The 14,437-nt window shown below is 47.3% G+C and carries 9 protein-coding genes; 5 read left to right on the top strand and 4 right to left on the bottom strand.

Features of this window, described 5'->3' with window-relative positions; genetic code table 11:
• Positions 1-223 precede the first annotated feature (223 nt).
• The 4 genes from EK374_RS05565 to EK374_RS05550 all read left to right on the top strand — a co-directional run bounded on the left by EK374_RS05565 (position 224) and on the right by EK374_RS05550 (position 8,342).
• Positions 224-3,124 (top strand): TonB-dependent receptor, encoded by a 2,901-nt coding sequence (locus EK374_RS05565; protein WP_127020917.1) that lies wholly within the window; start codon positions 224-226, stop codon positions 3,122-3,124.
• Positions 3,125-3,321: 197 nt separating this feature from the next.
• Positions 3,322-4,812, top strand: coding sequence for a tryptophan halogenase family protein (locus EK374_RS05560; protein ID WP_127020915.1), 1,491 nt, complete (start codon positions 3,322-3,324; stop codon positions 4,810-4,812).
• A gap of 1 nt (position 4,813) precedes the next feature.
• Positions 4,814-6,319 (top strand): tryptophan halogenase family protein, encoded by a 1,506-nt coding sequence (locus EK374_RS05555; protein WP_127020913.1) that lies wholly within the window; start codon positions 4,814-4,816, stop codon positions 6,317-6,319.
• 1 nt (position 6,320) lies between these two features.
• Positions 6,321-8,342 (top strand): glycoside hydrolase family 97 protein, encoded by a 2,022-nt coding sequence (locus tag EK374_RS05550; RefSeq protein ID WP_127020911.1) that lies wholly within the window; start codon positions 6,321-6,323, stop codon positions 8,340-8,342.
• A gap of 69 nt (positions 8,343-8,411) precedes the next feature.
• Here EK374_RS05550 and EK374_RS05545 read toward each other — a convergent pair whose 3' ends face one another.
• Positions 8,412-9,677 (bottom strand): MFS transporter, encoded by a 1,266-nt coding sequence (locus EK374_RS05545; RefSeq protein ID WP_206099292.1) that lies wholly within the window; start codon positions 9,675-9,677, stop codon positions 8,412-8,414.
• Positions 9,678-10,240: 563 nt separating this feature from the next.
• Here EK374_RS05545 and EK374_RS05540 point away from each other — a divergent pair.
• A complete protein-coding gene (locus EK374_RS05540) occupies positions 10,241-11,080 on the top strand; it encodes a DUF5677 domain-containing protein (protein WP_127020909.1) in 840 nt (279 codons plus the stop codon).
• 504 nt (positions 11,081-11,584) lie between these two features.
• On the opposite strand, the gene EK374_RS05535 is transcribed toward EK374_RS05540, so the two are convergent.
• From EK374_RS05535 to EK374_RS05525, 3 genes are all read right to left on the bottom strand, one after another.
• Positions 11,585-12,400 (bottom strand): c-type cytochrome, encoded by an 816-nt coding sequence (locus tag EK374_RS05535; RefSeq protein ID WP_127020907.1) that lies wholly within the window; start codon positions 12,398-12,400, stop codon positions 11,585-11,587.
• A gap of 72 nt (positions 12,401-12,472) precedes the next feature.
• A complete protein-coding gene (locus EK374_RS05530) occupies positions 12,473-13,327 on the bottom strand; it encodes an endonuclease/exonuclease/phosphatase family protein (protein WP_127020905.1) in 855 nt (284 codons plus the stop codon).
• Between the two features lie 41 nt (positions 13,328-13,368).
• Positions 13,369-14,421, bottom strand: coding sequence for a LacI family DNA-binding transcriptional regulator (locus EK374_RS05525; protein ID WP_164731936.1), 1,053 nt, complete (start codon positions 14,419-14,421; stop codon positions 13,369-13,371).
• Between the last annotated feature and the right edge of the window lie 16 nt (positions 14,422-14,437).

Below are 14,437 nucleotides of genomic sequence, written 5' to 3'. Positions count from 1 at the left end.
ACGTCATCCAACGATTTAAAAAAGCAACTCTATAGCCTAACAGCCGACAGTTGCTTTTTTAAAAAGAATAAACTTAATCGATTAAGCTAGTTCGCCAAGTGGTCATCAAAATTGGACCAAAGGCACAGAGCCCTGAACGATTAATGCAACTAAAGCATAGATTACCGTACAGATAATAAAAAAAATTTTGATGCACCATAAATTGACAACAGGATAATTGGATATGAACAGACAAATATTTAAACCAGCTTTGTTATCTTTAGCCGTCTCCTCAGCTCTGTGCTCAGGGCAGGTATTGGCGCAGGACACAGACAAAACTGCTGATAAGGTCGAGGTTATTGAAGTTAAAGGTATTCGTGGCTCTTTAATCCGTGCTCAGGCGGAAAAGATGGGTAATTCATCTATAGTGGAATCCATCTCAGCTGAAGACATAGGTAAATTACCAGACTCATCTATCGCCGAATCTTTGTCGCGTTTACCAGGTTTGTCTGGTGAACGTGTTGGCGGCCGAACTTCAGGTATTTCAGTACGTGGCTTCAAGGAAGACTTTACAGGTACATCGCTGAACGGCCGTGAGCTGATTGGTATAGGCGATAACCGTGGTGTGGAATACGATTTATACCCGTCAGAAATTATGACTGGCGCCACCATCTTCAAAACCACTGACGCCACACTAATGGTACAAGGCATAGGCGGTACTGTAGATTTACGCACAGTGCGTCCGCTGCAAGCCAAAGAAACTTTAACCGTCAATGGCACTTATGAGGCCAATCAGAGCGACTCTGATAACCCTGAATTCGACAACAAAGGTAAACGCCTGGCTTTATCATTCGTTGAGAAGTTTGCTGACGACACCATAGGTCTGGCTTTTGCCGCTGCGACCACTGAATCCCCTAACAACCAACGTAAATACGGTGTATGGGGTTACAGTGAAAATGCTGACGGCCAAATACTGCCAACAGGTCTGGACACTCAATCCATCAGCACCGAATTAGAGCGTGACACTATCTCTGCCGTCTTAGAATTCCGTCCTAACGATAAGCTGGATATTACGCTCGATGCTTTGGATATCGACTACTCAGACTCAGGCGTATTACGTGGTTTTATCGAACCCTTCTCTTCCGCTAACGTAACAGGCTCAGGTGCTAATTCCACAGGCACTCAAATCAATGCCAATCCAGTACTGCGTACAGATCCACTGCAAAAAGACGGCAAGCTGCAGGTCTTTGGACTGAATCTGGAGTATCAACTGAATGACAACTGGTCTGTTGAATTAGATGTCGCGTCCAGTGAATCAGAAAAACACGATTCTCGTGGCGAGTCGTATTCAGGCTTGGCCCGCTCTGGTGCATTGGATTCTTCACAATTAGGTAGCCGTGATTTTGTCATGACTCCTGATGGTATTTTCTTTACCGGCTCTTCAGGCCTGGAAGCCTTTGCCGATCCAGCCTTGTTACAACTGACTGGTCCTCAGGTCTGGGGTGGTGGTATGGCGAATCTTGCCGACCAGTTTACCACTGGCGAATTACAGGCTAACGGCGAGCCATTCAGCTACTTTAATGCGCAGGACGGCTTCCTGAACTATGCCGACTTTACTGAAGAGTTAAAAACCTATCGCTTTGAAACTGTCGGTATTATCGATAGCCCCTTCTTTAACAAAGTGACTTTAGGTGTTAACTACAGCGACCGTTACAAAGATAAGGAAAACAAAGGCTTTTTCGCAACAGCTGAGTCTTATCCATTCTCCAGCGCTATACCTTCTGCCTATGTCTATGGTCTGGCAGATTTAACCTGGGCTGGCTTTGGTCAGGTAGTAGCTTATGATGGTTTTGCCCCTTACAGAGATGGCACCTACACCTTAAATGACGCGGGTTTATTAGAACCAGATCGTTTAGGTGATACCTACAGTGTCGATGAAGAAGTCAGCACTGTTTACGTAAAAGGTGATTTTGAAAACGAAGTTGGCGGTATTCCTTACACAGGTAATATTGGCTTGCAGTATGTCAAAACTGACCAATCATCCAGCGGTTATGTCGGCATAGTAGGTGCTAACTTCGCGGTCTGTGACGCTAACAACGACAAAGCCATAGATACAGATTGTAACGTTACACAAGGCTCCAGCTATAGCCATGTATTACCCAGCTTAAACATCAGCTTTGAAGTGGGTGACAACAAGTATGTTCGTGCTGCGGCCAATAAAACTATCAGTCGTGCCCGTATTGACCAAATGAAAGCTTCTGGTTTTGTGAAGTTCGACCAAAACATCGATTTAATTGCCATTCCTAACACAGTGGCCGATGTCGAAAAATACGGTACTCCCTGGTCTAAATTTGCCGGTAACCCATTGCTAAAACCACTGGAATCCAACAACTTTGACTTGTCCTTTGAAAACTACTTTGAAACTGACGGTTATGTTTCTATGGCATTGTTCTACAAAGATCTGGTGAACTGGACTCGTGACGGCAACAGCTTAATTAACTTCCGTAATGACGAAACCAACGGTGGCGCTGATTACTTTATCCCAGGCTTCCATGACCGTATTATCGATCAGGACGGCACTTATGGTCCTGCCGATATTGCCTACTCCACAGGTGATTTGGTGACACCACCAGATTATGGCTACTACTCTTTCTTCCAGGATGGCTTAAAAGGCAAAGTGAAAGGTCTGGAGTTCACAGCCAACACGCCATTGAGCATGGTACATGACAGTCTGGAAGGTTTTGGTATAGCCGCCTCAGCCACACTGATAGACGCAGAACTGGAAGACGGCAGCCGTATTCCAGGCCAGTCTGACCGCGTGTACTCCTTAACCGCCTACTATGAAATGGAAGGTTTTGAATTCAGGGTAGCAGCGACAGACCGCTCAGACTTCAGCACCTACCAACGTGGTGGCTCGAACAAAATTGAGACAGCTTCACGCAACGGTGTACGTTTAGTGGATGCCCAAATCAGCTATGACTTCACTCAAAGCCCATGGGATATGCTTGAAGGTCTGCGGGTGTCACTGCAAGGCACTAACCTGACCGACGTGGATGAAGAAACTGTGGATGGCAACGGCATTGTCACTACCCGCCGTCAGTTTGGCCCTTCTTATATGCTGAACTTTAACTACTCTTTCTATTAAGAGTAGCTAGACGATATAAGCCCCTGAACTATCTAATGATTGTCAGGGGCTTTTTTATAGCCATACTAGAGAAGTCCGATGACCAAACTCTGGCAATCCGAAATTACCGGATGCGACCAGAAGCGCACAAATGACAAAGTTGCAGCTGCACATAAAACGGGCAGACATAAAACAAAGATTTTTCCAAGGAATAGCGCATGCAAACAGCAGTTCAGAAACTGGTGATAGCAGGAGGTGGTACAGCTGGCTGGATGGCAGCGGCTCTGCTAAAAAAGGTCTTTGCCGATACACTGGTCATAGAACTGGTTGAATCCGAAGACATTGGCATTATTGGTGTGGGTGAAGCAACAATTCCGCCTATACAGATCTTTAATCAGTATCTGGGGCTGGACGAAAAAGAATTTCTGCGCGAAACCAAAGCAACGATCAAATTGGCGATCAAATTCGAAAACTGGCGGGTGCAAGGCGAAAGTTATTACCATACCTTTGGTGCACCGGGCGCCACAATGGGCGTGACCAATTTCCAGCACTATTGGCTTAGGGGCAAAGAGCTGGGTTTAGCGGAGTCCTTATGGGACTTTGACTTAAATTACCTTTGCTGCGAGCAAGGCAAATTTAACAAAATCAAAACCCCTAACCCTGTCTACGACATGCCTTATGCCTATCATTTTGACTCAGCCCTGTACGGCAAATACCTACGCAAACTGGCAGAACAGGCGGGCGTTGTCCGCACTGAAGGTTTGATAGAGCATGTAAGACAAAATCCTGAAACCGGCTTTGTTCAGGCTTTGCAGCTGAAAGATGGCCGTGAAATCGCAGGGGATTTATTTATCGACTGCACCGGCTTACGTGGCCTGTTAATTCGTAAGACTTTGGGTGTGCCCTATGAACACTGGGACCACTATTTACCCGCCAACAGCGCTTTGGCTGTGCCGACAGAACGTTTTGAGCAAACCCTGCCCTACACCCGCAGCATAGCGCACAGCGCAGGCTGGCAATGGCGCATTCCGCTGACGCACCGCAATGGCAACGGCATTGTTTATAGCTCCAACTATTTAAGCGACGACCAGGCCTATCAAACGCTGATGAATAATCTCGACTCCAAAGCTTTGGCTGAACCGAAAAAAATCAGCTTTGAAACAGGCCGTACTACAGAGCAATGGCATAAAAACGTGGTGGCTGTTGGCTTAGCCAGCGGTTTTCTGGAGCCACTGGAATCCACCAGTATTCATCTGATCCAATCAGCCATAGTGCGGCTGATGAAAATGTTCCCCAACCGCGGCATCAGCGAGGCGCAAGTGAAGGCGTACAACGCTGAATCCAAAGATGAATTTGAAACCATCCGCGACTTTATTATTCTGCATTATCACGTCAACCAACGCGACGACTCCGATTTTTGGCGGGATATGCGCCAGATGGCGATACCTCACCGGCTGGAGCAAAAGCTGGCCTTGTTTAAAGAAACAGCCGCTATTTTTAACGACGCCAATGATATTTTCCGCGACTCATCCTGGCTGCAGGTGATGTTAGGCCAGGGCATAGTGCCGACGGATTATCATGCAGCAGCCCGCTCTTACCCCAAAGAGCTGTTACTGGACATGATGCAAAACATCCGCAAGGCCAAGCAGCAACCCTTGCAAAAATTAACCGGCCACGACGAATTTTTGGATCTGTACACAAGGGCCTAAGATGCAGCAAAACCATTCCATACTGATTGCAGGTGGCGGCACAGCAGGCTGGATGACAGCCTGTTTAATGGCCCAAGCCTGGCCTGATGCACAGATTAGCCTGATTGAATCGCCTGATATCGGCATTATTGGTGTAGGTGAAGGTTCAACCCCCAGCCTGAAAGCTTTTTTCCATCAGCTAAATATCCCGGACAGCGAATGGATGAGCGCCTGCAACGCCACTTATAAAACCAATATTCGTTTTATCAACTGGAGCCCTGCGTCAGGCAACCAAAGTTATAGTCACCCTTTTATTTCGCAGCTCGATACTTTTAGTGAAAAAGCCTTTTACTCCAACTGCTTTAGCAGGCGTATGGGGTTGGATTTTGAAACCAGCCCGGACAAGTTTTTCTTTAATAGTTATCTGGCCAAGGCCGGAAAAGCCCCTATTACACCTGCGAATTTTCCGTTTCGCATTGAGTACGGCTACCACTTTGACTCGGCTTTGCTGGGCCAGTTTTTAAAAACGAAAGCGCTGCAACTTGGTGTGACGCATTGGCCACTGACCATAGAGAGCGTAACTCAAGAGCCGGATGGCCGCATTAAAGCGCTGATTTGTAATGATGGCCGCGTGTTGAGTGCCGACTTATTTGTCGACTGCACAGGCTTTAGCAGTCTGCTGATGCAAAAAACTCTGGCTGTGCCCTTTCAGTCCTTTGCCAGCAATTTGTTTAACGATGCGGCAGTGGTCTTGCCCACAGCAGCTTTAGCTGACTTGCCAGTCGAAACTACAGCCACAGCCTTGTCTAATGGCTGGGCCTGGCAAATTCCGTTGCAGCACAGAACAGGCAATGGTTATGTCTATAGCTCAGCCTTTATCAGTGCCGATCAGGCAGAGCTGGAGCTTCGCACTGAACTGGGGTTAGTAGATTCAAAAGTTCAGGCCCGGCATTTAAAGATGAAGGTGGGTCAGCTGCAGCAGCATTGGTACAAAAACTGTTTAGCCGTGGGCTTATCTCAGGGTTTTATTGAGCCTTTAGAAGCCACAGCTTTGCATCTGGTACAAACCTCGGTGCAGATTTTTATCGACCAGTACCAGTTCAGCCAAGCAACAGCCCTGCAACAACAGCACTACAACCAACAGATTTGCGAGCGATTTGAGCGGGTACGCGACTATATAGTGGCGCATTACAAACTCAACAGCCGCGACGATAGCGACTACTGGCGTGCCAACAGAGCCAATACCCAGCTATCGGATTCCTTGCTACAGATCCTCGACTGCTGGTATCGCCGGCATGATCTGGACCAGGAAATCAAACGCCAGCAATTAAGCTCACATTTTGGCACCAGTTCCTGGCATTGCCTGCTGTCGGGCTATGGCGTTTATCCGGCTTTGGTTGCAACGCAAGATCAGCTGGAAAAACGTCCGGATCCTTACCAGACCTTACAGCTGGACGCATTTTTTACCGCTTGCCAGCTGAATTTTATGCCGCAACACGACTTACTTACTATTTATCAAGGAACCTAATATGAAGTGGAGCATAGTTTTAATCCTGAGCTCTGTGCTTAGCCTGCAGGCTATAGCGAAAGAGCCTGCTGACGAGCAAAGCTGGCAGCTGCAATCGCCGGATCAGCAAATCAGTTTAAAGCTCAGTTTGTCGGATAAAAGCTTAAGTTACAGCGTCGACTATAAAAACAAAGCTGTGCTTAAGCCCTCCGCTTTAGGTTTTGCTTTTAAGGATCAGCCGCAGCTGCAAGCCAACTTAAAGGCCAACAAAGTGCAAAAACAAAGCCACAACAGCAGTTGGCAGCCGGTCTGGGGCCAGCGCGCCACCATAGTGGACAACTACAATGAAATCAGTCTGGATTTAAGCGAACAAGGCGACAAAGCCCGGCAAATGCAGCTGGTATTCCGGGTTTACAACGACGGCGTCGCCTTTCGCTATCTGCTGCCTAAACAGCCGCACCTAAACAAAGTGGTGATCAGCGACGAGCTGACCGAATTTGCCTTTGCCCGTAACTTTTCCGCCTGGTGGATCCAAGCTTATCAGGATCAGCGTTTTGAATACCAGTATCTGAATTCGGCGTTAAGCTCGGTCAATGTGGCCCATACGCCTTTAACTTTGCTGGATAACGGCATCGCCATTTCGGTGCATGAAGCGGCTTTAGTCAATTACGCTTCGATGACGCTGCGTCATATCACCGACAACCATATCACGCTCAAAGCCGACTTAGTGCCCTGGGCCAATGGCGATAAGGTCTACACCGAAACGCCTTTTCAAACGCCTTGGCGCACTATTCAAATTGCGGATTCTGAAGTGGCGTTGCTGAACTCAGATCTTATTCTGAATTTAAATGAGCCAGCCGCCAAAGACACAGATGTCAGCTATATCAAACCCGGCAAATACATGGGTATTTGGTGGGAAATGCATATAGGCGAAAAAGACTGGTCACCAGGCCCGAAACAAGGCGCCACCACAGAGCGCGCCATGCAATACATCGACTTTGCCAGCCAGCACAATATCGACAGCGTGTTGATAGAAGGCTGGAACAAAGGCTGGGAAGGCGACTGGTGGCAAAGGCCGCCCACTTTTAGTTTTACTGAAGCGGTCAAAGGTTTTGACATCGAAAAAGTAAATAACTACGCCAAAAGCAAAGGAGTGACTTTAGCTGGTCATCACGAAACAGCGGCTGGCATTAGCTACTACGAAAAACAGATGAAACAAGGTTTTGCTTATTACCAGAAGCTGGGCATTCCGTCAGTCAAAATGGGTTATGTCGGCACCCGAGTTGAGCAAAAAGAGTGGCATCATGGCCAGTTTATGGTGAATCATTTTCAAAAAGTGACAGAAACAGCAGCCCGCCACAAAGTGATGGTAAACGCCCATGAAACAGTAAAAGACACCGGCTTAAGCCGCACTTACCCCAACCTGATGACCCGTGAGTCGGTGCGCGGCATGGAATACAATGGCGGCAGCCCGGATACCGGTAACTTGCCCAACCATACAGTGATTATTCCTTTTACCCGAGGTTTATCCGGCCCTATCGACTTTACCCCTGGCATTTTTAACTTCGACTACCAAAAATACCGGCCCAACAACAGAGTGCCCAGCACTTTAGCCAATCAGCTCGCTTTGTATGTCACTTTGTACAGCCCGCTGCAAATGGTGGCGGATTTACCGGAAAACTATCAGGGCCACCCGGCTTTTGCCTTTATCGACGCTGTGCCCACCGACTGGCAGCAAAGCCAGGCGCTGCAAGGCAAAATAGGCCAGTATCTGGTGATAGCACGGCAGGATAAGCATTCTGACAACTGGTACTTAGGTGCCACCAGCAACGAAGAAGCCCGTACGCTGCAACAGCCGTTAAGCTTTCTAAAAGCTGGTGTGCGTTACCAGATGATTGCCTATACAGACGCCGCCGATTCGCACTGGGAAACCAAGCCGGAAGCCTATGCCATCAAACGCAGTGAAGTCACAGCCAAAGATACCATTCCCCTGGTAATGCAGCCTGGCGGCGGCGCAGCCATTGAGTTTATTCCACTGAAATAAAGTAAGCTCTGACACAGAAACGACAAAGGCAGCCAAGGCTGCCTTTGTTATATCTAAAATATTTATAGCTTAATCATGTCCAAGCGCTAAGCGTCTGGCCGCAGGCTGCACTAAGTGATTCCACCACAGCCCCAGCATCAGCAGACAAGCAAAACCAGTAGCCAGATAAAAACCATAACGCACATCGCCCAAAGCATCGCCGACTAAACCCATCAGTAAAGGCCCTAAGGCAGCCGCTAAGGCGGTAAAAGCCAGAATTAAACCTGCAGCTGCGCCATGCTGCTGCCGCGGGAAACAACTAATGCCTTTGGAATTCAGCGTTGGGTACATCATCGACATAAAAAGCCCTGACAGCGGCATTAGCCATAAGGCCAGAGCTACACCGTAAAACATACTTAGGGCAAAACAGACAAAAATGGCGCTGCCAAACCAGGCCAATAAAACTGTCCAGCTAAATCTCAGCAGTAACCATTCCGCCAGAAAACGGCCAGCGGTACGCAGAATAAAAAATACGGTAATGGCATGAGTGGCCAGCACAGTGTAATTGCCATCGTAACTTTGCAATAAGGTTGGCAACCAGACAAAAATAGCCACTTCGGTCGCCACATAACAGGCGATGGCCAGCGAAAAACCCAGCGCGTATTTGTCTTTCACCAACACCAGACTTTGCCAGATTGAGCTATGTTGCTGTGGCTGGTAAGCCGGATAATCCAGAAAGGACGCCATCATCAGCAACACGGCACAAATCAGCCCAGCCAGCAGATAAAGTTGAGTCCAATCGAGTGATGCAGCTAATAACAACCCCACTAAAGCCGGGCCAAAAATAGCACCTAAACCAAAAAAGCCTTCGACTCTGTTCATCAATCGGGTGTGGCTCTGACAGTCAGCACTAACATCGCCTACTAAGGCCAAAGCACCGGTTTTAAATAAACCAATACTCAAACCACTAACCCCCAACAGTAGCAGGTAATACAGAAAACTTTCGCCAAAAATAAAAGCCACACAAGCCACAGCGTACAAAGCCAAGCCCGCCAATATCACCTTTTTCCGGCCAAAACGGTCGGCATAGCGGCCCAAAAACAAACCGGACAAACCGATAAACAGCATGGGCACATAATGAAAGGCGGCGGCTTCGGTCAGGCTCAACTGAAACTGCGCTACGACCTGTGGAATAATGACGCCGACCGCATCTGTGGTCATGGCAAATACAAAAAACATCAGGCAGGTCATCCACTTCACCTGAGTAAAAGCGCTGGGCGACAGCGCTGCACTACTGATAGCTGGTGAACCAGCAGAAGTTGGTGAACTGGTATTTAAAGAGTGAACTTGTTGCATAGGTCTACCCTGTCGTGGTGCGCTTTAGCAGCGCTGTTTTTTATCAGGATCTTTGGTCTTATTCACCTTAGCGGTTTATACGGCAAGATCCATAAAAACCGGCGCGTTTTCACCCTCCCCAGGGCACTAGAACAACGTTTCCGGTTGGTCAGATTCTGTTCATCTGTTCCTGCGTTAAAACTACATCTTAATCGTTTAAGTGGCAATAAAAAACTTCAAGTATCAGGTAAATTTATTTCAGCTGGGTTTTGGTTGGAGTTGGTTTGTTTATAAGGAGTTTTGTTGAGGCTTGGTGGTGGGGCTTTTGAATGAAGGGGTGGTAGGAGCGAATAGCGGTTGCTCATCGGGTGGGAAATTTCAGTGTGCCACTACAGTCATGGTTTTCTCGATGGACATTGAGGTCTAGAGGTCATCAAGTTATCGAGAAAAGAACCCAATATCCATCTTTTTGTTCAGGATTTCATGGAGTTCGCCCAGTGGACGTCTAGCTGTACCTTAAAGTCTATGCTCCAAGTATTTAATCACACGATATACTAGAGACAAGTTTAGGGAGATATTCACAGATGAAACAATTTAATAAAAAGGGATTCCTTGCTTTGAGCTATCGAAGCAATCTAAAAAAGGTAAAGGAAGAAGTTGAGAAAACCCTTACAGAATTCTTAATAATAATAACAGAGAGGGGCTGGCAACTTCAGTTTGACCTCGAGATCGATCCATCTAACCTGACTCAACTACATTCCGTTACTTTGTATGCACGCATACTAAACTCAATTCAAGCCTCGCATCTACTAGCGGTATATGGTCTGGGAGCACAAAGCTCGAATCAATGTAGGGCAGGACTAGAGTGCCTATTTCAATTAGCTGCGTTAAACAACAACACAGCACTGATGGATGGACTTGTAAGCCAGAGTTTTAAGGATACGCTAACTTATCTAAACAGTTACAAAAGTTATCATTCCCAAAATCCGAATATTGGGCCTGACCGCATTAAAGCATTGGAGGATAAAATTGCTGAGCTGCAAGAACGTCAAAATGTTTTAAATTCCTTGTCTATTGAATCTATAGGAAAGTTAGAGAGGTTGGCAAAGGAGGCCAATATGCAATCTTGGTACGACTTGCTTTATAGACCTCTGAGCAAGGCCACACATTCATCACTGGGCAGTTTACAGGAGCACTTAAAAATCGCTGACGACTTTACACAGGCAAACTTTGTAAATCCCCAGAACTTCAAGCATTACTCGAGTAATACCTATTGTGGAATAAAGATTTTAAATCGCGCCATTGAGGAGGTTTACAAAGCCCTTGGTGAGAAACCTCCGTCCGAGGTGGTCGATTATAATAAGCAGCTTGAAGCACTTCGGTTTGACGAATTTATATTCGAGGACATCAGTTCCTTGAAATAGCCAATCTTCGTAGACCACTTTCGTAGACCTAACGAAACCAGAAACCCATCAAATATTGGATTTAAAGGCTTCCGACACTGAACAGCATAACCTCCCCCCAGCTCCACCATAATGTGAAATCCTAACCCTTATCCGGTTAAGATTTTTTTACTCGTTTCTTAAATGTTTCCAGTTGCACGCCGCCTGCCGGTTTCGGCAGTTGATAGGTGGGGGATTACCGGTTCTCGAAATTTTAGAGCCCCTTGGTTTATTGATTTTCAGTAATGTCTGATTTCAGTGAAAAGCGCTGATTAATCAAATTTCAGTGAATTTCCTCTTTTGGCACAAAACTGAACTTTGCCAAAGCGAGGATGGGCGTAGTGCTAAGCAGACCGTGTTTCGCAGGGATAGCGAAACGCGAGCCCCCAAGGACGGGTTTACGGCGTGTCTGCGTGGACTATGCCCATTCCGCTGCAACCTTACTTGCTACGCCAAAGTAGACTACTCAACTCGTCAACTAAGTCCCTAAGGCAACTGAACTTTATAGCTCTTCATATGCTTTAAATAAGCCACTAAGTGGTCAATATCTTCTGCGCTAAACTGCGGAAAAGTGGGCATTTTGCTTTTGTATCTGTAGCCGGAGGCGTTGGGGATAAAGGCTTTTAGGTGATCGTCAGTCCAGTATTCGGTAACGTTTTTCGGAGCGTTAAGCTCAGGGCCCAGCTCGCCACCTTGCAGGTTGATGGAATGGCAGCTGATGCAGCTTTGTTTAAACAGCAAAAAGCCCTGATATGCCGCTGAGTTTTGTGTTGCGTTGGTTGGATAGAGTTTGGGGTAACGTTGCTGGAAACTAACCAGCTCTAACTTTACTAATTGATAAGGCCAGGGTCTGGTTTTTTCCACCGCTTTGCCTTGTTTCCACACCAGATAAAAGGGTGCAGGTGACACCATAGCTTTGCCCTGGGCGACTAACGCAAAGTCAAAATCCTTTTTGCCGCTTTCAGCAAAGACCAATACAGCCTGATCATCCAGCAAAAACTCCAGTGGCATACTAGGGGCATAGCCGTCAGAGGCGGTTAACACCACTTCATCAGCTGCCTGACCGGACTTGTAACCTGCAGCTTTTAACAGCTGCAGTAAAGACACACCTGCAAAGCTTTTGTCGCTGTTATAGACAGGGTCAAACAGCTTGATCTGCTGCACTGGTACTTTTTGTTTAATCTCGGCCAGCGTCCAGCTTAGCTTCTGATCAGGCAGCTGAATGTCCAGGCTCTGAGCATAAAGCGCTGTAGATAAAACGCCACAAAACAAAAACAACACCGCTGCCAAACCTCTGTTCATAGCTGCTCCTGCCTTTTCTATTGATAACGGCCTGCTCTGCCTTTAAAAGATAATGTGCTGGATTTTCCGAGTTCAGTCTAGCTCTACTACAGCCACCAGCGCCTCATGATCCGAAGGATACATACCGTTGTATCTTCTGTTGTCCACCTGATAACTGCTGACCTGCAGGTTTTTACTTACAAAAATAAAATCTATGGTTTGGCTTGGGCTATTGGACTCGCGGCCAAAACCGTTAAAAGTACCGGCATTTTTGGATAGCTTTTGTTTAGCAACCAAAGCACTGTCGTTTAAGCTTTTGCTCAGCGCTTTGTAGGGCTCGCTGCCGGGCTCGACATTAAAATCGCCGGTCAGTAGCACTTTGCTGTTGGCTGCTAACTTTTCCGCCTCGGCTTTCAGTAACAAGGCACTTTGCAGCTGCGCCTGCTGGCCCATATGGTCAAAATGGGTATTCAAAAAATAAAAGCTTTGGCCGGATTTCAGCGTTTTAAACTGAGTTTTAGTAAAAGTGCGGTTTAAGGCGGCATCCCAGCCTTTGGAGACTTGTTCAGGCGTTTCCGATAACCATAAAGTTTTGGCTGATAACAGCTGCAGTTTGCCTTTACGGTAAAGAACAGCTGTACTTTCGCCCTTGGTTTTGCCATCGTCACGGCCTTTTGCATACCACTGGTACTGCGGCAACATAGCAATTAAATCATGCACCTGAAAGAGTTCAGCTTCCTGCAGGCCAATTAAATCCGGTTGCTGGGTTTGAATTAAATGCGCCAGCAGAAACTTACGCTCTGGCCAGTACTGAGGCGTACCTTCGGCTTCGCATAAACCACAACGAATGTTGTAGCTCATTAGTTTGAGTGATTCGGCATGCGCCCGTTGTGGCAAAACCAGTTGCGGCAAAACCAGCAGAGATAAAAGAAGCAGTAAAAGTTTCATACACTGAGCCTGTTTAAGCAAAAAGAAGCAACCAGACTAACCTAACAACTTTGCCGTATTATTAATTCAGATGGCATTAAAAGGTCAGCGCCTAACTCGCCCGACAACAAGATACGGGCTGCAGTGCGGCCTTTTTCATCGCTATGCTGGGCAATAGTGGTCAGGCTGGGATAAGCGCGTTCAGCTTCATCAATGCCGTCGAAACCAACCACCACTAAATCATCTGGAATATTGATGTCGAGCTCACGGGCCACTGCCATAGCAGCCAGGGCTATACGGTCGCTCATGCACAGCAGTACTTGAGGCCGTGGATATTGAGTTAAAGCTTCACGAGCTGCTATCAAAGCAAAATGGTGGGTATTGACCGGAATATGCCAGACGGCATCGGCAGGTAAATCGCGGCCTTGCTCCTGCACTGCGGCTAAATAACCATCTAAACGGCGGCGCGAAATAGCTTGTTCTGTGCTGTATAGCTCATGCGGCTGAATACGACAAACCCGGTCTGATTCTATTAAACGCAGCCCCAACACCGCCACTTTACCCGGCATTTTTTTCAAGGCGTGTTCGGCAATACGATGGGCAGCCGCATAGTTGTCGACGTTCACCGACATCACATGGTCCAGGTTGCAGTCCACTGTGATCAAAGGCTTACCACTTTTGATAATACGTTGCAGCTGTTCCGGGTTACTGGGCGCGCCATACAAAATAAAAGCATCGGGCACAGCTTCAGCGCTACTGCTGCTGGTATCGTGACGACCAGACAACAACAGCATGTCCATGCCCTGCTCTTGCAGCACCTCAGCCACACCTTTAATAAACTGGTTAGCAACAGGGTCGCTGACTGAATACTCCAGCGTGTCTGACAGCAATATGGCCACTATGCCGGAGCGACCAGTCCGCAAACTGCGGGCTGCAGCGTTTGGGCCGTCGTAACCTAACTCAGTGCATTGCTGCAAAATACGCTGGCGTAATTCAGGGGAAAGTTGGTCGGGTCTATTGTAGGCATTAGAGACAGTTGCGACCGATACACCTAAGTAGGAGGCGACAGTTTTTAAATTCAGTTTTTTTGGTTTTTCAGTTGCCGACACAGCCATAACACCCTGTTTTAGT

The organism is Rheinheimera mangrovi, assembly GCF_003990335.1.
Taxonomy (GTDB): Bacteria; Pseudomonadota; Gammaproteobacteria; order Enterobacterales; family Alteromonadaceae; genus Pararheinheimera; species Pararheinheimera mangrovi.
Note: the sequence above shows the minus strand (reverse complement) of the source record. Positions and strands in the feature narration are given on the sequence as shown.